Source organism: Streptomyces sp. NPDC088400, from assembly GCF_044753355.1.
Taxonomy (GTDB): Bacteria; Actinomycetota; Actinomycetes; order Streptomycetales; family Streptomycetaceae; genus Streptomyces.
This window is the reverse complement of the sequence record NZ_JBIVMZ010000009.1, coordinates 178438-194513: the sequence shown is the minus strand read 5'-3', so window position 1 is coordinate 194513 and position 16076 is coordinate 178438. Positions and strand designations below refer to the sequence as shown.

Genomic DNA, 16076 nt, shown 5'->3' with positions numbered 1-16076 from the left:
CGCCGCCGGGAAAGGCCAGGTCGGGCCGACCAGGCCAGGTCGGGCAACTACCAGGCGAGAGCGGATCAGCTCGGATCAGGCAGACCGTACGCGTCCGCGATCAGCCCGTAGCTGCGCAGGCGGGCCCCGGCGCCATGGGCGTTGGCCGTGATCATCAACTCGTCGGCGCCCGTGCGCTTCTGGAGGCCGTCGAGACCGTCCCGTACCGCGTCCGGGGTTCCATGGACGATGTTGGTGAGCCAGGAGTCCACGAACTCCTTCTCCGCCGGGCTGTATTGATACGTCTCGGCCTCCTCCGGCGTCGGGACGAGCCCCGGGCGGCCGGTGCGCAGGCGGAGCATCGAGAGGGCTCCGGACAGCACCTGGCGGCGCGCCTCACGTTCGTCGTCGCCGGCCAGCGCCGCGACACCGATCAGGGCGTACGGAGCGTCCAGCACCGCGGAGGGGCGGAAGGTCTGACGGTAGAGATCGAGCGCCGGGACGGTGTTCTGCGCCGAGAAGTGGTGCGCGAACGCGAAGGGCAGGCCGAGCACACCGGCCAGCCGCGCGCTGAAGCCCGAGGACCCCAGCAGCCAGACCGGCGGGCGCCCGGCGGGTCCCTGGACCGGTCCGGGGACCGCGTGGATACGGGAGTACGGGTGGCCGTCCGGGAAGTCGTCGTCCAGGAAGCGGATCAGCTCGGCGAGTTGCTCCGGGAAGTCGTCGGCACCGTCGTTCAGCCGGTCGGAACGGCGCAGCGCCGCCGCCGTCGCCCCGTCGGTACCGGGCGCGCGGCCCAGCCCGAGGTCGACCCGGCCCGGGGCGAGCGCCTCCAGGGTGCCGAACTGTTCGGCGATCACCAGCGGCGCGTGGTTGGGCAGCATCACACCGCCCGAGCCGAGCCGGATGCGCTCGGTGTGGGCGGCCAGGTGGGCGAGGATCACGGCCGGGGAGGACGAAGCGACGCCCGGCATGGAGTGGTGCTCGGCGACCCAGTGCCGGTGGTAGCCCCTGCGCTCGGCGAGCCGCGCGATCTCGACACTGGTCCGCAGGGACGTGGTGGCGGTGGAGCCGCTGCCCACCGTCACCAGGTCCAGTACGGACAGGGGGACGGGCGCGGTTCCGTACGCCGTGCCCCGGATCCCGTCGCCCGTACCGGGGCGCGTGTCCGGATCCGTGTCCGTCGTGTCCCGGACCGCGTCCGTCGTTCCTCGGCTCTCGTCGTGCACGGGTTGACCCTCCTGCGCGTGAAATTCGTTCGACCACGCGATAACAGGAGGGCCTCTCCGGTTATTCCCGACCGGCCGACCACTCACGGCCGACCACTCACGGCCGGACAGGGCCTACTCCCGGCCGACTGTCCGCCGGGCTACTGTCCGCCGGGCTGCTGTCCGCCGGCCGCCTACTCCCGGCCGGCGAACAACGTGCCCAGTTTCGGCGCCCACGCCCGGCGCTCCGCCAGCCGCAGGCCTTCCCACACCGTCACCTGGTTCGCCGTGAGCACCGGTTTTCCGAGCGCCTCCTCCAGCTCGGGCAAGTACGCCGCCGTGTGCAGGGCCGTGTCCGGCATCAGTACGACCTCCGCGTCCGGATGGTCGCCCGCGCGGGCCAGTGCCAGCACCTGGTCCCATTCCCAGGTCCCGACCTCGGCCGCCGTGATGATCCCGCTCGCCCGGTCCGCGACCACCTGGAACCCGGCCGCCTTGAGGAAGGCCGTGAAGTGCGCGGTGACATCCTCCGGATAGGTCGCGGCGACGGCGACCCGCTCGGCCCCCAGCGCCCTGATGGCATGGGCGAAGGCGAACGACGTACTCGACGCGGGCAGCCCGGCCGCACCGGCCAGGGCGCGCGTCTGCTCGTGCGCGCCCTCCCATCCGTACACGAAGCTGCCGCTGGTGCAGGCCCAGACAACGGACTCGGCACCGGCCAGCCGGAGCTCCTCCACTCCCTCGGCCAGGCGCTCGTCCGCGCCCATTTTGAGCAGCGCGTCCACGCGGTGGGCGTCCTCGCCGATATCGGTGTGGACGACGGGCAGCCTGATGTCGCTGCCGAAGAGCATCTCGATGCGCGGGTAGTCATCCTCGGCGGAGTGCCCGGGATAGAGGAAACCGACGGTCGTCATGTCCATCCTTCCGTGTCTTCCGGCAACGGTTCCGTCGGCAGGAGCTGCCCCGGCGGGACGTGTCCCGCCGCGGGCCCGACCGGAGCCACCGACGGAACCGGCTCGTCCGGCGGACTCAGCGGCCCCGGCAGCACCGACGGCAGTACCGGCGGCACCTCACGCCCGGTGGGCTGGTCGAGCAGCAGCGCCTGGTACGGGCCGACGGCATGCGCCCCGAGCCTGCGCAGTGCCGCCCACATCGTCACCTGGTTGGCGGACAGCACCGGCATCCTCAGCTCGGCCTCCAGCTGCGGAATCGCGTCGTACGTCGGCAGATTCGTACAGCTGATGAAGAGCGCGTCGGCCGCCCCGACGACGGCCTGCCGCGCCATGTCCACGACCGACCGGTACGGCACCTTCCAGATGTGCCGGGTCAGCCCCAGAAAAGCGCGACCCGTGACCGTTACCCCCACTTCCCCCAGATAGTCCTCCAGTGACTGGGTGACCGACTCCGTATAGGGCGTGACCAGCGCGATTCGACTGGCTCCAAGCTCCTGCAACGCCTCGACCAAGGCGCCGGACGTGGTCAGCGAGGGCACCTCGCCGGCCCGGGTCATCGCCTCGACCATCGCCCGCTCCCCGGCCGCGCCGCCGACGAAACTGCCCGATGTGCAGGCATACGCGATGACCTCGGGCTCGGAGGCGCCGAGCGCCCGCACCGCCTCACCCAGAGTCTCGTGCTCGCTGACCAGCCGGGCGAGGTCAAGAGAGACCTCGACCGGCACATAAGGCGTTCTGGTCACACGCAGCGAGATTTCGTCGGGCACCCATCGCCATAGCTCGCGATCAAGTGCGAAATCGAACGGAGCGACCACGCCGACACCACGCTGCGGCTGTGGTCCACCCAGAAAGGAGACTTGCATGTCTGGCCCCCTTATAAAGCTCTTGTTGACGACGGTAGGAGCCAGATGCGAGCGTGGTCAATCCGCCCTGGTCGACGTTGCAAGGAATTTTCTTGGGGGAAATCCCCCGACACTTCCGGACCGGCAGATTTCGCGCCGCGGACGGGCTGAATAGCATCGGCAGTCCGGCAGATCCACTCCGGCAGAAGGGCCTCTCCTCATGCCTGCTCCCATCCTTCTCGTCCTGGAGGCAGACCCTCCGCCACGGCTCGGCCGGCTCACGGGCCGCGCCGACATCCGGTACGCCGACGAGCAGAGTCTCGCGGCCCAACTCCCCCTCGCCGACACCCTGCTGGTCTGGGACTTCACCTCGGACGCGGTACGGGACGCCTGGCCCGGCGACGGTCCGCGGCCCCGCTGGGTGCACACCGCCAGCGCGGGCGTGGACCGGCTGCTCTGCCCCGAGCTCGTCGAATCCGACACGATCATCACCAACGCCCGCGGCATCTTCGAGGAACCGATCGCCGAATATGCCGCGGGGCTGATTCTCGCCATGGCGAAAGACCTTCCCGGGACACTGGAACTCCAGCGTCAGCGCCGCTGGCGACATCGCGAAGGGCTGAGTGTCGCGGGCAGCCGGGCGGTCGTGGTCGGCGCGGGCCCGATCGGCCGGGCCGTGGCCGCCACGCTGCGGGCACTGGGCCTGACGGTGGCCGTCACCGGTCGTACGGCACGCCCCGGGGTGCACGGCCCCGACCAGCTCGACCGGCTGCTGACCCGGGCCGACTGGGTGATCTGCGCGGCGCCGCTGACGGACGCGACCCGCGACATGTTCGACGCACGGCTCTTCGGCCTGATGCAGCCTTCCGCGCGCTTCATCAATGTGGGCCGGGGCCAACTCGTCGTGGAGAACGACCTGATGGACGCCGTGTCGAAGCGGTGGATCGCGGGCGCGGTGCTCGATGTGTTCGACCAGGAGCCGCTGGATCCGGAGAGCCGGCTGTGGGACATCCCCGGCCTGATCGTGTCTCCGCACATGAGCGGCGACACGGTCGGCTGGCGCGACCGGCTGGGCTCGCAATTCGTCGACCTGTACGAACTCTGGTCGGACGGAAAGCCCCTGCCCAACGTGGTGGACAAGAAACGTGGGTACGTCCCCATGCACGACTGATCGCACGACTGATCGAATAGCCCATCCCATGACCGACCGCATGACTGATCGCATGGCTCACCGCATGACTGTCGCATGACGGATAGCGAGATCATCACATGGCAGATCACACGGTCCTGACGGACCTGACCGCACGGCAACTGCTGTCCGGTTACGAAAAGGGCGATTTCTCGCCCCTCGACGCGACCCGCGCCGTGCTGGACCGGATCGAGACGGTCCAGCCGCTGGTCAACGCCTTCGTACGGGTGGACGCCGAAGAGGCGCTCGCCCAGGCGGAGGCGTCGGCCGCGCGGTGGCACCGGAAAGAACCCCAGGGGCTGCTCGACGGCGTCCCGGTCTCGGTGAAGGACATCTTCCTCCAGCGCGGCGGCCCCACCCTGCGCGGTTCCCGGGCCGTGTCCGCCCAGGGTGCCTGGGACGAGGACGCGCCGGCGGTGGCGCGGATGCGCGAACACGGCGCGGTGTTCGTCGGCAAGACGACCACGCCGGAGTTCGGCTGGAAGGGCGTGACGGACTCCCCGCTGAACGGGGTGACCCGTAACCCGTACGACCTCTCCCGGACATCGGGCGGCTCCAGCGGCGGCAGCGCGGCGGCGGTGGCACTCGGCGCCGCCCCGCTGTCGATCGGCACGGACGGCGGCGGCTCGGTCCGTATCCCGGCCTCGTTCTGCGGGATCTTCGGGATCAAGCCGACGTACGGCCGGGTCCCGCTCTACCCGTCGAGCCCCTTCGGCACGCTGGCGCACGCCGGGCCCATGACACGGGACGTGGCGGACGCCGCGCTGCTGCTGGACGTGATCAGCGGCGCCGACTGGCGGGACTGGTCGGAGCTCGCCCCGGCGCCGGGCGTCACCGAAGCGCTGGCGCGGGGCGTGGACGGGGCCCGGGGGCTGCGGATCGCGTACTCCCCGTCCTTCGGCGGACAGGTCGCCGTGCGCCCCGAGGTGGCCTCGGCCGTACGGAGCGCGGTGATCCGCCTCTCCGAGCTGGGGGCGTACATCGAGGAGGCCGACCCGGACATCCCGGATCCGGTGGAGGCCTTCCACACCCTGTGGTTCAGCGGCGCGGCCCGGGTCGCGCAGCCGTTCGGCCCGGAGCAGCGGGAGCTGCTCGATCCGGGGCTGCGGGAGATCATCGATGCCGGTGAGCGCAGCAGCGCGCTGGACTATCTGGCCGCGGTGGACGCGCGGATGGCGCTGGGGCGGCGTCTCGGCCACTTCCACGCCACGTACGACCTGCTGGTCACGCCGACGGTGCCGATCACCGCGTTCGAGGCGGGGGTGGAGGTGCCGAAGGGCTCGGGCCATCACCGCTGGACGGGGTGGACGCCGTTCACGTACCCGTTCAATCTGACGCAGCAGCCGGCCGCGACCGTGCCCTGCGGGGTGGACGGGGACGGGCTGCCGATCGGGCTCCAGATCGTCGGCGCCCGGCACCAGGACGCGCTGGTGATGAGCGCGGCGCACGCGCTGTACGAGTCGGGCGCGGCGCGGATCCCGGCACCGGCCGGGAGCTGACCGTAAAGCCGTAAACCGTAAAGCCGTAAGGGGCCCCCGGGGGGCGAACTCCCCCGGGGGCCGACGGACCCACTCGTACGACCTACGACGCCCGGATACGTCTCCCTACGCCCGCCGGAAGCTGAGCGTCTCGCCGACGGCGCCCGCCCGCCACAGGTCCTGGCACGCCTCGGCCATCTCGTCGAGACCCTCGACCACCGAGCCCCAGACGATGCCGGGGATCCAGCCCATGTCCCCGTTGATCAGCAGATTGTTGCGCTCGTAGAAGAGGGCGAGGTCGACGACCGTACGGCGGCCGCGCACGGCCTTCTCGTCATAGCCGTAGGACGACGTGCCCAGTTCCGTGTCGGAGAAAGTGAAATAGCACAGATCTCCGGGGATCGGGGTCACAGTCGGATTTTCCAGCGGCGGTTCCTCGGCCGCGAAGGCTGGAAACAGCGCGTAGATCTCGTTGCGCGCGTATTTCGCGTGATACACGTCCGAACCCAGCGGCAGCGCCTCCCACACCGCCGCGCAGGTGACCGGAGCCCGGTCATCCAGCAGTTTCGCGGTGCACCGCACTCCGCGCTTGTCCAGCGACACAGTCACAAATCGGTCGGCCATGCCCTCATGATCCTCGTCTGATCCACCGAGTCAAGGGCACCCGGGCGGACACATGATCGGCTCAAATTGATACGCATAACCCGACTGGAGTCGGGTAGCCGCGCGCCCATGGCTCCACCACCAGAGCACCACAAGAGAAGAACAACAAAACTATCCAAACCACCTATACGACGACGCTCACTGCTCCTGGGCACGGCTGTGCTGGGCGCCGCGGGGGCACTCGGAACCGCCGGATGCAGCAAAGTTCCCACCGGTGACACTCTCGCCCGGCTGAAATCACAGCGCACGGTACGGCTCGGCATCGCGGGCGAGTCACCGTACGGATTCATCGACGACCAGGGCGACTTCACCGGCGAGGCCGTGGAACTCGCCAAAGTGATCTTCAAGCGCCTGGGCATCGGCAACGTACAGCCCGTGGCCACCGACTTCTCCTCGCTGATCCCCGGGTTGAACGCGCAGCAGTTCGACGTCGTCTCGGCCGGGATGTACATCAACAAGGAACGCTGCCAGCAGGTCATCTTCGCCGATCCCGAGTACCAGATGCTCGACTCGTTCATCGTGCGCAAGGGCAACCCCAAGGGGCTCCACTCGTACCAGGACGTGGTGAAGACCAAGGCGAAGATCGCCACCGGCTCCGGCTACGCGGAGATCGACTACGCGGTGGCCGCCGGGGTACCCGAGAAGGAACTCGTCATCCTCCAGGATCCCGTCGCGGGGCTGAACGCCGTCGAGTCCGGCCGGGTCGACGTCTTCGCCGGGACCGCGCTCACGGGCCGCGACGTGGTGAAGAAGAGCCGCAAGGCCGAGGCGACCAAGCCCTTCGCACCGCTGGTGGACGGCAAGAAGAAGGTCGACGGCGGCGGTTTCGCCTTCCGCCCCACCGACAGCGAGCTCCGGGACGCCTTCAATGTCGAGATCCACAAGATGAAGAAGAGCGGCGAACTGTTCCGCATCCTGAAGCCGTTCGGCTTCACCCAGGCGGAGATGACCACCCTGACCGCAGAGGAGCTGTGCAAATGACAGCCGGCCTCTGGACCCACTGGGTACTCCCCGGTATCTGGATAACCCTCCAACTCACCCTGTTCAGCGCCCTGCTGGCCACCGCCGTCGCCTTCGGCATCGGAATGGCCCGCACCCACCGGTCAGGGTTCGTCCGCTTCCTCGCGGGCTTCTACACCGAGATCTTCCGCGGCACGTCGGCGCTGGTGCTGATGTTCTGGCTGTTCTTCGTCATGCCGAGCCTGTTCGGCTGGGCCCTGGTCCCGATGTGGGCGGCCGTGCTGGCCCTCGGACTGTCGTACGGGGCGTACGGAGCGGAAGTCGTGCGCGGCGCGCTGAACTCCGTGGCGCCGGCGCAGCGCGAGGCGGGCATCGCCCTGAACTTCACGCCCTGGCAGCGCATGCGGCTGATCATGCTGCCCCAGGCGATACCCGAGATGATCCCGCCGTTCAGCAATCTGCTGATCGAGCTGGTGAAGGGCACCGCGCTGGTCTCCCTGATCGGCGTGGCCGATGTGTCGTTCTCCGCTTACCTGGTGCGCCTGGCCACTCAGGAAAGCGCCCAGATCTACTCGGTGACGCTGGTGATCTACTTCGTGATCGCGTTCATCCTCGCTCGCGGCATGCGGGCCCTTGAGGTCAAGACCAAGGCCGGGATCGGCATCACCGCGACGCCGGGAGGTGCCCAGTGAACGGATGGGACTGGTCCGCGGTCGCGGACTTCATGCCACGCTTCTGGGACGGCCTGCTCCTCACCCTTCAGGTGCTGGTGCTCGGCTCGCTCCTCTCCTTCACCCTCGGCCTGGTCTGGGCGATCGGATTCCGGGCGACGACCCGCTTCATCCGCTGGCCGGTCCACGCCGTCACGGAGTTCATCCGCAACACCCCGCTGCTGGTGCAGCTGTTCTTCTTCTTTTTCGTGCTCCCCGAGTGGGGCGTGCAGTTCTCCGGACTGACGACCGGCACGATCGCGATCGGCCTGCACTACTCGACGTACACCGCGCAGGTCTACCGGGCCGGCATCGACGCCGTACCGGTCGGACAGTGGGAGGCGGCGACGGCCCTCAGTCTGCCGACCGGGCGGACATGGGTGGCCGTGATCCTGCCGCAGGCGATCCGCCGGATCGTGCCGGCGCTGGGCAACTACGTCATCGCGATGCTGAAGGACACTCCGCTGCTCGCCGGGATCAGCGTGCTGGAGATGCTCCAGCAGTCCCGGCTGGAGAGCGCGGCGACCTTCCAGTACACGGAGCCGCTGACCGTGGTCGGAATCGCCTTCATCCTCATCGCCTACCCGGCTTCACTTCTCATGCGAGCCCTGGAGCGTCGTCTTGTCCGCTGACACCCCCACCCCAGCCAGTTCCCCCCTCACCGAAGGCGCCGCCGGAGCCACCGCCACCGCCGACGGCCCGGAGCTGATCCGCTTCGACAACGTGACGAAGCGCTTCGGCAAGAACACCGTCCTGGACAACCTCTGTTTCTCGGCGCGGCCGGGCAAGCACGTCACCCTGATCGGCCCGTCCGGCTCCGGCAAGACGACGATCCTGCGGCTGCTGATGACGCTGATGAAGCCGGACGAGGGCACGATCACCGTCAACGGTGAGCGGCTGTTCCCCGCCGACGACAAGCACGTACGCGACGTACGCAAGAACATCGGCATGGTCTTCCAGCAGTTCAACCTCTTCCCCAACATGACCGTGCTGCGCAACATCACCGAGGCGCCGGTCCGGGTGCTCGGCCTGAGCAAGGACGAGGCCGAGGAGCGCGGCCGTGAACTGCTCGACCTGGTCGGCCTCGGCGACCGCCACGGCGCGAAGCCGACCCAGCTCTCGGGCGGCCAGCAGCAGCGTGTGGCGATCGCCCGCGCGCTGGCGATGCGGCCGCAGATCCTGCTGCTGGACGAGGTCACCTCGGCGCTCGACCCCGAGCTGGTCGCGGGAGTGCTGGACGTGCTGCGGGACATCGCCCACTCCACGGACATCACCATGCTCTGCGTCACCCACGAGATGAACTTCGCCCGGGACATATCGGACGACGTCCTGATGTTCGATTCCGGCAAAGTCATCGAGTCCGGGCCGCCCGAGAAAATCTTCTCGGCCCCGGAGCACGAACGTACTCGCGAGTTCCTCGGTGCGGTGCTCTGACCTCACGCTCCGTGAAAAAGTGTGTCAATGGCATATGCCGCAGTGGTGCGGCCCAGCGCAGAGCCCCTGGGCCGCACCTTTTCTGTGGTCGGCAGCCACCCCGGACCAGGCAATTGGCGGTTATCGTGGTGCGTGAGCGTGCGGTCACAACCTGCTGGGGGGAACCGTGGTGCTGAGGCCGGAGCCCACCGCGCCATTTCACTCGGTGCGCTATGTCCTGCGTGTCCTGGAAGTCGTGTCCAGGTACGAGGGCGGGGTGACCGATGTACAGATAGCCAGGGAGAGCGGACTGCCGGCCGGGCATCTGGCGCCCCTGCTGTCGATGCTGCGCCGCGAGGGGTACGTGGAGCGGATCCCGGACGGGGTGTATGTGCCCGGAGACTCCCTGACGCTTCTCGGCTCGGGGCCGGGGACCGCCGCCGGCTCTCCTTCCGGTGCGGGCTCTCCTTCCGGTGCGGGCTCCCGTTCCGGTTCGGACTCTCGCTCCGGCCCGGGTGGCGGCTCCGGCTCTCGGTCCGGCTCCGGGTCTCGGTCCGGCTCCGGCGCTGGTGCCGGCTCGGGCTCGGCCGCGGTCGCCCGTCGGCAGGCCCTGGAGACCAGGCTTCAGAACACCCTTCACGAGCTGCGCGACTCCGTCGGTGCGGCCGTCTACATCAGCCGGTACATCGACGGCGAGATCAGGATCACCCAGGTCGCCGACAGCCCGCTCACGCCCGCGGTCAACGAGTACGTGGACTTCCGCTCCACGGCCCACGCCAGCGCGATCGGCAAGTGCCTGCTGAACCAGCTGGACCAGAACGGCCGCCGGGACCACATGGCCCGCCACAAGATCGCCCGCTTCACCTCCCGGACGATCACCAGCGAGCGCCTGCTGTTCTCCCGGCTGGACAGCCAGCCGCCGACGGTCCCGGTGCTCGACCTCCAGGAGTACGCGGTGGGCACGGTCTGCGCGGCGGTCCCGCTGACGGCCGGCTCCTCGGTGGGCTGCCTCGCCCTGTCCCTCCCGGTCGAGCACGCGCACCGGCTGCGCTCGGCGGCGGAGACGCTGAACCGCAGGGCCGCCCCGATGGCGATCTCGCTCACGATCTAGGTCAGGTCCCGGGGCCGATCACCATGGTCCGCCGTGGTCCGGAGCACCCCGGAGCAGCAGGTATTATTTTCGAGTCAGCAGGCGCCGCTAGCTCAGTTGGTTAGAGCAGCTGACTCTTAATCAGCGGGTCCGGGGTTCGAGTCCCTGGCGGCGCACCGACACGGAAAGGTCCCCTCGCACCAGCGGGGGGACCTTCTCGCGTGCGCGTTACGCGTTACTCGTGTCAGGCGACAGACTTCGAACCGTCCACCATCGGAGTCATGCCGAAGATGTCGACCGCGTGGTAGTACGTCCACGCCGTGGCGTCGCAGGAGGTCTTCGAGGCGCCCGAGTACCCCGAGCACACCCGCTTCAGGTCGGCGTAGAAGGCGGAGTCCACGCGCGCCTTGTTGGCGTCGAACTGGCCGGCCGCCTTGTAGTTGCGGTAGCCGAAGTCATGGCGGGCGCAAGCGGTCTGGAAGGGGAAGCCGAACGGGTTGTCCGGCGACGACGAGCAGTAGTCCGTGGTCCAGTCGAAGCCGTAGGCCGACCAGGAGCCCTGGTTGCCCCGGGCGGAGACCCAGGAGTTGTAGCTGGCGGCGGATTCCTGCGTCCAGCCGCTGAGGACCTGCGGCTTGTCGGCGGGGGCGGCGACGGCCTGACCGCTCGTCAACAGAGTGGCGGGGAGGGCGAGTACAGCGGCTATGAGCTGAAGCGCCAAACGTCTGCGCATGACGAAAAACCTCCGGTGGAGTGGTGGGGGGAGACGCTCCCGGCCTGGGGTGGCACGGAGCGCCCTAAGCCTGAACTGCCTTGCTGTCGCTGGGGTCTACGCGCGATGACCCTTGCGGGAATGGTCCCCAACATCCAGGCGTCCGGAAACACTTTCGGCGCGAACAGTCGGCTCAAAAGCGCCACTTGATGCTGCCATACGGAGGCACCCCGCATATCTTCGGAGTATCTTCACCGTCCGTCTTCACACGACCAGGGGCAGCGTCGTGTAAGGAACCGGAGGAACGAGACCGGAGAGAGACCGGGGACGGGGAACTGGGCCCCCGGCCGTCCACCGAAGGCCCGCCACCGAAACAAAGCCCGCCCCACCGGCAGGACCGGTGGGGCGGGCTGCGGAACGCGGAATTGGCCCCCCTGGGGAGCGCCGCCCGGCGGTGCGCCGCGCTCCCCAGGGGTCGTATCGCTACTGACGAGACGTCAGCGGGTCGGAGCCATCAGCGGGTCAGAACTGCCGACGGAGTCAGAACTGGACGTCGGAGCACGAGTAGAACGCGTTCGACGTGTCGGCGATGGTCCACACCGCCACGATCATGTGCCGGCCGGACTTCGACGGGAGCGTGCCCGAGTGCGACAGCGTGCTCGGCGGCCGCTGCCCGTTGTACGGCACCGTCAGGAACGGCTGCGTGTCCAGAGCCGCGCGGGTCAGCGGCTGTGAGGGGTTCCAGCCGCTCTTGGTGACGTAGTACTTGAAGTCCATGGTGGCGTGCGAGGCGGTGAACTGCCAGCGGAACGAGAAGTTCTGGCCGGACGAGAGCCTGGTGGTGGGCCAGGTGCCGCCGCGCGGGTCGTCGAGCTGCGCGAACTGACTGAGGCCGCCCGAGCAGATCTTCCCGTCGGCGGGCCCCGCCGCCGGGAAGCCCTTCGGCCCCTCGACGCTCTGCGGCTCCCACTGGATGTTGCCGCAGTTCGTCACCGTGCCGTTGGCGCAGAGCTTCTGGCGGCTGATGGGCGAGTCGGTGTAGCCGTGGCTGCTGGCGCTGCCGGTACCGAGCAGAGATACACCGGCGATGGCGAGGCCGACCACGGCCGCGCCTGTCTTCTTTCGCATGCTTCGCTCCAGAGAACGTGGGGAGTTCGGTGAACCGTGCTGCACGCGTGCGGGGAGAGCGAGCGATCTGCGGTCTAGACCAAGTCCTAGAATATGGACGGAACTTGACCGTGTCCATAACAAATTCAGTTCAGGTCCAGACCATTTAGAGCCGTTCCCCGGCCCCCTGCCGGCCGTTGTAGAAGGCGACGGTCAGATCCTTGACCAGTGCCTTGCGCTCGTAGTCGTCCAGTTCGACCAGCCCGCGTGAGGTCAGGCGGTGCACGGTGTCGTCCACCGCGTCCACCACCGCGGTCAGCACGCTGTCCCGGTGCTTGGCGTCGATCGCCGCGATCCGGCGGCGCTGCATCGCCGCGGCGATCTCCGGCGCGTACTCGATCCGGGTCGGCTGCGCCGAGAACACATCGATACCGACGGGCCGGCACTCCGCCGACAGCATCCGGGTCAACGCGTCGCCGACCGCCTCGGCGTTGCGCAGCGTCGGCGCCTCGTCGTGGAACGCGTCGGCGGGCAGTTGCGAGAGCACCCGCGCCATCGCCGCCTCCACCTGCTCCCGCAGGTACTCCTCATGGTCCTCGACCCCGAGGGCCGCGCGCACGGTGTCCTTCACCCGCCAGATCACCAGGACCACGACGCGCAACTCGGTGCCGTTGGAGTCGACGGCCGGCATCGGCTCACTGCGCCAGTGCCGCAGCCGTACGTCCACCCAGCGGCGCACCAGCAGCGGGCTCATCCAGAGCAGCCCCGTACGGCGCACGCTCCCCCGGTAGTCACCGAACAGCGTCAGCACCCATGCCTGCCCGACCTCGCCGCGGCCGAGCCCGCCGAAGGCGAGGAACATGACCGTCACACCCAGCGCGAGCAGGCTCCAGCCGCCGGCGCCGACACCGTGGTACGGGCGTGAGGGCAGCCGGAGCAGCTCGGTCACGGCGTCCGGCAGGGCCCCGGCCCACCAGAGCACCGCCGCACACGCGACGAACGCCCCCAGCCCGACGAGCGCGGCGGCGGAGCCGGGCAGTACGGGACCGGGCCGCTCGGCGAGTCTCGGATCACCGGACGGTGCTGCGCGGGGCGGCGCGGAAGGTACGGGAGCGGGGGCCGGCACCCGCCGGACCCGGGGCTGCTCGCCGGTCCCCCACCGCCGTCCGACCACGGTGGGACCGGTGGAACTCCCTTCCGTATCACGGACGTTGGCCTCGTCACGGAAGAGGAGATGTACGGGGATCTCCTGCGTGCTCTCACCCACGATGAGCGGACTCCACCGAGGGCTCTGCGCACCGACGGCGGGGGTACGAAGAGGTGCCCCGGCACCTGCCACCACGGCGCCCGCCACCCCGGCGCGCACGCTCATGCCCACGTCCGCGCCCAAGTCCGCGCCTGCGTTCTCGTTCTCCGTCAGCCGAACCCGTTCCACAGGCTCGTCCCGCATGACCCCGTCGTCGGCGGCGTCCGGCACGGCCCGCGTGTCACGGGGCGCCTCATGCGGTACGTCATCGGCACTCCCGGCCGTGTCGTCGCCGCCCCCGGCCGTCGGCTCCTCCGGCAGCCGCACCACCCCGGACTCGGACGTGCCCCAGGCTTCGGGGTAGGTGAGGGGCGCCAACTCGTCGTCGTACGGCCGGTCCTCGTATGGCCGGGCCTCGTATCGCGGCTCCTGGCCGGTGCCGGGTGCGCGCTCGTCGTCGTCCGGTTGCGAGGTGGTCGTCGTCATCCGTGCCTCCGTCATGCGAAGAGTCGCCGCCAGGTCTGGGGGCCGGGGTAGCCGTCGGCCTCGGCGCCGCGCCAGCCCTGGGCGCGCTGGAAGGCCTCGACGTTGCGCCGGTCGGCCTCGGTCCAGTGGCGCTCCGGGCCCGAGACGTAGTGCTTGCCGAAGCCCTTGCGCACCAGCTGCCTGCCGAGTTGCTCGACGTGCACGCTGGACCGGCCGGGCCGGAAGTGCTGGGGCCCCGGGTACACCGGCGCGCTCCCGGCGCTCGTACCGGCGCTTCCGCCCTTACCGGTACTTCCGGTGCCCGTACCGGCACTCCCGGTGCTCGTACCGGCACTTCCGGTGCTCGTACCGGCACTTCCGGTGCCCGTCCCAGTACTTCCGGTGCCCGTACCGACGCCTCCGGTGCCCGTACCGGCACTTCCGCCCGTGTCCAGAGACGGGATGTCCTTGCCCAGGCCGTTCACCAAGTACCGCCAGGTGTCGGGACCCGGCAGCCCGTCCGCATCCGTACCGCGCCAGCCCTGCGCGAGCTGGAACGCCTCGGTGGCCAGCCGGTCCGCCTCACTCCACCGTGGACCGGGGCCCACGCTGTAGAAGCGCTTGCCGCCGCGCTTCACGAGCATCTCGCCGAGCTGCGTGACGTACTTGTTCTCGGCTCCGGGCCCGAAGAACCCCGCCCCCGGAAACGCGGCCGCCGGTCCGGTACCGGAGCCCGTGTCCGCGTCCGGCCCCTTGCCGTCGGTCCCCTCGGTCACCCCCTTGTAGCGGTAGGGCACATAGAGGTCGGAGTTGTTCCAGTACGCCATCGGCGTGGACTGCGTACGCGTGTACGGCTTCGTCTGCTCGTAGGCCACGTAGTGCGAGTGCGTGTAGTCGGTCCAGCCGCCGAAGAGCGTGACGTGCGAACCCTTCTCCGGATTGGACGGATTGTGGAAGAGCAGCATGTCGCCGGGCTCCAGCTCCTCCCGCTCGATCCGCACACCGAACGTGTCCAGGCTGCCCGTCCACTCGTTGCTCCCGAGGTCCCAGGCCATGGAGACATAGCCGGAGCAGTCCTGGCGGTATCCGTCCGACCAGTACTTCTCCATGCTGTACGGCACCTTCGCGTTCACCCACCGCTTGGCGCGGTTGATGATCTCGGCGCGGGTGGACTTGCGCAGCCCGGACGATTTGCTGGGCCCGGGCCCCGGCAGGGGGCGCCCGTACAACGGGGCACTCCCGCCCTGCGGGCTCGTCGGATCCGGGTCGAAGGCCGGGGCTCCCGCCCTCGACCCGTTCAGTGACCCGTTCAGCGATCCGCTCGGTGAGCCGTTCAGTGAGCCGCTCGGCAGACCGGCCGCGTGCGCCGTTTTCGTGCCCGCAGCACCCACCGCGCCCACCGCACCCACTGAACCCACCGCGCCTGCCACGCCCGGAGCACCGAGCGCGACGCCTGCCGCGGTGACCAGCACCATCGCCCGTCGGGCGCCGTGCGCTGCCGGATGGCCACCGGCCTTCACCGACAGCCCTCTGGCCAGATCGCGTCGCTGCTCGGCGCAGCCGGCGCAGGCGCAGTCGAGAGCGGGCTCGTACTCCTCGAAAAGCGGGCCGGTCATGTGATCCCCTCCACACTCATCAGATGGTTGGGCGCATCCGTTCGGGCGCCACTTTCTCAACTGTCAGGACAAATCACATTTTGACGGATCGAATCTAATAAAAGACAATGCGACAGGCCGCAACACCCATCAAATGGTCGGAGCCACTCACCCCGATCGGGTAGAGTTCTCCAGGTCAGCAGGCGCCGCTAGCTCAGTTGGTTAGAGCAGCTGACTCTTAATCAGCGGGTCCGGGGTTCGAGTCCCTGGCGGCGCACGCACAGTAGAAGCCCTCTCACATCACGTGAGAGGGCTTCTCTCGTTTCCTCAATCGACCCGCGACTGCCCCACAACCGCCGCGCGACCGGCCCGCGATCAGCCCGCGACCGCCTCGAAGTCGCCTCGGAGGCACCCCCCTCCGCAACTTCACATAATCCTAATAATTCCTGTGAAATCCCCCGCGGAG

At 69.2% G+C, this 16076-nt stretch carries 15 protein-coding genes and 2 tRNA genes; 9 read left to right on the top strand and 8 right to left on the bottom strand.

From position 1 onward, the window contains the following. Positions 1–65: 65 nt before the first annotated feature. The 3 genes from ACIQD6_RS23430 to ACIQD6_RS23420 form a co-directional block, all read right to left on the bottom strand. Positions 66–1208, bottom strand: a complete 1143-nt coding sequence (locus tag ACIQD6_RS23430; RefSeq protein ID WP_401885275.1) for an LLM class flavin-dependent oxidoreductase — start codon at positions 1206–1208, stop codon at positions 66–68. 173 nt (positions 1209–1381) lie between these two features. Continuing rightward, complete coding sequence (locus ACIQD6_RS23425) at positions 1382–2101, bottom strand: decarboxylase (RefSeq protein ID WP_401885273.1); 720 nt, start codon at positions 2099–2101, stop codon at positions 1382–1384. Then, positions 2098–3003: a decarboxylase gene (locus ACIQD6_RS23420; protein WP_401885272.1), complete on the bottom strand. Its 906-nt coding sequence runs from the start codon at positions 3001–3003 to the stop codon at positions 2098–2100. The genes ACIQD6_RS23425 and ACIQD6_RS23420 overlap by 4 nt, the downstream gene beginning before the upstream one ends. Before the next feature lie 199 nt (positions 3004–3202). On the opposite strand from ACIQD6_RS23420, the gene ACIQD6_RS23415 reads away from it, so the two are divergent. Continuing rightward, positions 3203–4153 (top strand): D-2-hydroxyacid dehydrogenase, encoded by a 951-nt coding sequence (locus ACIQD6_RS23415; RefSeq protein ID WP_401885270.1) that lies wholly within the window; start codon positions 3203–3205, stop codon positions 4151–4153. A 98-nt stretch (positions 4154–4251) separates the two neighbouring features. Further along, the gene (locus ACIQD6_RS23410; protein ID WP_401885268.1) at positions 4252–5670 is read left to right on the top strand and encodes an amidase; all 1419 of its coding nucleotides are present in this window, start codon (positions 4252–4254) and stop codon (positions 5668–5670) included. 105 nt (positions 5671–5775) lie between these two features. Here the strand turns inward: ACIQD6_RS23410 and ACIQD6_RS23405 are convergent, their stop codons facing one another. Beyond that, a complete protein-coding gene (locus tag ACIQD6_RS23405) occupies positions 5776–6273 on the bottom strand; it encodes a DUF3830 family protein (protein ID WP_401885265.1) in 498 nt (165 codons plus the stop codon). Between the two features lie 108 nt (positions 6274–6381). Here ACIQD6_RS23405 and ehuB point away from each other — a divergent pair, with 108 nt between their 5' ends. From ehuB to ACIQD6_RS23375, 6 genes are all read left to right on the top strand, one after another. Further along, on the top strand, positions 6382–7293 hold the full coding sequence (gene ehuB / locus ACIQD6_RS23400) for an ectoine/hydroxyectoine ABC transporter substrate-binding protein EhuB (RefSeq protein ID WP_401885263.1): 912 nt from the start codon (positions 6382–6384) through the stop codon (positions 7291–7293). Then, the gene (ehuC, locus tag ACIQD6_RS23395; RefSeq protein ID WP_401885260.1) at positions 7290–7964 is read left to right on the top strand and encodes an ectoine/hydroxyectoine ABC transporter permease subunit EhuC; all 675 of its coding nucleotides are present in this window, start codon (positions 7290–7292) and stop codon (positions 7962–7964) included. The genes ehuB and ehuC overlap by 4 nt, the downstream gene beginning before the upstream one ends. 32 nt (positions 7965–7996) lie before the next feature. After that, positions 7997–8614 carry an ectoine/hydroxyectoine ABC transporter permease subunit EhuD gene (ehuD, locus tag ACIQD6_RS23390; protein WP_401885574.1) on the top strand — a complete coding sequence of 206 codons (618 nt, stop codon included), beginning with the start codon at positions 7997–7999 and terminating at the stop codon, positions 8612–8614. After that, complete coding sequence (gene ehuA / locus ACIQD6_RS23385; RefSeq protein WP_401885258.1) at positions 8604–9416, top strand: ectoine/hydroxyectoine ABC transporter ATP-binding protein EhuA; 813 nt, start codon at positions 8604–8606, stop codon at positions 9414–9416. Before ehuD ends, ehuA begins: the two co-directional genes overlap by 11 nt. 166 nt (positions 9417–9582) lie before the next feature. Further along, a complete protein-coding gene (locus ACIQD6_RS23380) occupies positions 9583–10506 on the top strand; it encodes an IclR family transcriptional regulator C-terminal domain-containing protein (RefSeq protein ID WP_401885257.1) in 924 nt (307 codons plus the stop codon). 81 nt (positions 10507–10587) lie between these two features. Then, a tRNA-Lys gene (locus ACIQD6_RS23375) sits at positions 10588–10661 on the top strand. Positions 10662–10729: 68 nt separating this feature from the next. Here ACIQD6_RS23375 and ACIQD6_RS23370 read toward each other — a convergent pair. From ACIQD6_RS23370 to ACIQD6_RS23355, 4 genes are all read right to left on the bottom strand, one after another. After that, positions 10730–11218: a phospholipase gene (locus tag ACIQD6_RS23370; RefSeq protein WP_401885255.1), complete on the bottom strand. Its 489-nt coding sequence runs from the start codon at positions 11216–11218 to the stop codon at positions 10730–10732. Positions 11219–11737: 519 nt separating this feature from the next. Beyond that, positions 11738–12325 carry a lytic polysaccharide monooxygenase gene (locus ACIQD6_RS23365; RefSeq protein WP_401885253.1) on the bottom strand — a complete coding sequence of 196 codons (588 nt, stop codon included), beginning with the start codon at positions 12323–12325 and terminating at the stop codon, positions 11738–11740. Positions 12326–12470: 145 nt separating this feature from the next. After that, positions 12471–14036: an SPFH domain-containing protein gene (locus ACIQD6_RS23360; protein ID WP_401885251.1), complete on the bottom strand. Its 1566-nt coding sequence runs from the start codon at positions 14034–14036 to the stop codon at positions 12471–12473. 11 nt (positions 14037–14047) lie between these two features. Further along, entirely contained in the window at positions 14048–15631 is a 1584-nt protein-coding gene (locus tag ACIQD6_RS23355) for a peptidoglycan-binding protein (protein WP_401885248.1), read from the bottom strand. Between the two features lie 182 nt (positions 15632–15813). Between ACIQD6_RS23355 and ACIQD6_RS23350 the strand changes: the two genes are divergently transcribed. After that, positions 15814–15887, top strand: a tRNA-Lys gene (locus ACIQD6_RS23350). The last annotated feature ends 189 nt before the right edge of the window (positions 15888–16076 follow it).

Bases quoted from the DNA above. Each gene is read 5' to 3' on its own strand.
- ACIQD6_RS23425 (WP_401885273.1), bottom strand. From the start codon at position 2,101: ATGACGACCGTCGGTTTCCTCTATCCCGGGCACTCCGCCGAGGATGAC.
- ACIQD6_RS23420 (WP_401885272.1), bottom strand. From the start codon at position 3,003: ATGCAAGTCTCCTTTCTGGGTGGACCACAGCCGCAGCGTGGTGTCGGC.
- ACIQD6_RS23415 (WP_401885270.1), top strand. From the start codon at position 3,203: ATGCCTGCTCCCATCCTTCTCGTCCTGGAGGCAGACCCTCCGCCACGG.
- ACIQD6_RS23410 (WP_401885268.1), top strand. From the start codon at position 4,252: ATGGCAGATCACACGGTCCTGACGGACCTGACCGCACGGCAACTGCTG.
- ACIQD6_RS23405 (WP_401885265.1), bottom strand. From the start codon at position 6,273: ATGGCCGACCGATTTGTGACTGTGTCGCTGGACAAGCGCGGAGTGCGG.
- ehuB (WP_401885263.1), top strand. From the start codon at position 6,382: ATGGCTCCACCACCAGAGCACCACAAGAGAAGAACAACAAAACTATCC.
- ehuC (WP_401885260.1), top strand. From the start codon at position 7,290: ATGACAGCCGGCCTCTGGACCCACTGGGTACTCCCCGGTATCTGGATA.
- ehuD (WP_401885574.1), top strand. From the start codon at position 7,997: ATGCCACGCTTCTGGGACGGCCTGCTCCTCACCCTTCAGGTGCTGGTG.
- ACIQD6_RS23370 (WP_401885255.1), bottom strand. From the start codon at position 11,218: ATGCGCAGACGTTTGGCGCTTCAGCTCATAGCCGCTGTACTCGCCCTC.
- ACIQD6_RS23365 (WP_401885253.1), bottom strand. From the start codon at position 12,325: ATGCGAAAGAAGACAGGCGCGGCCGTGGTCGGCCTCGCCATCGCCGGT.
- ACIQD6_RS23360 (WP_401885251.1), bottom strand. From the start codon at position 14,036: ATGACGACGACCACCTCGCAACCGGACGACGACGAGCGCGCACCCGGC.
- ACIQD6_RS23355 (WP_401885248.1), bottom strand. From the start codon at position 15,631: ATGACCGGCCCGCTTTTCGAGGAGTACGAGCCCGCTCTCGACTGCGCC.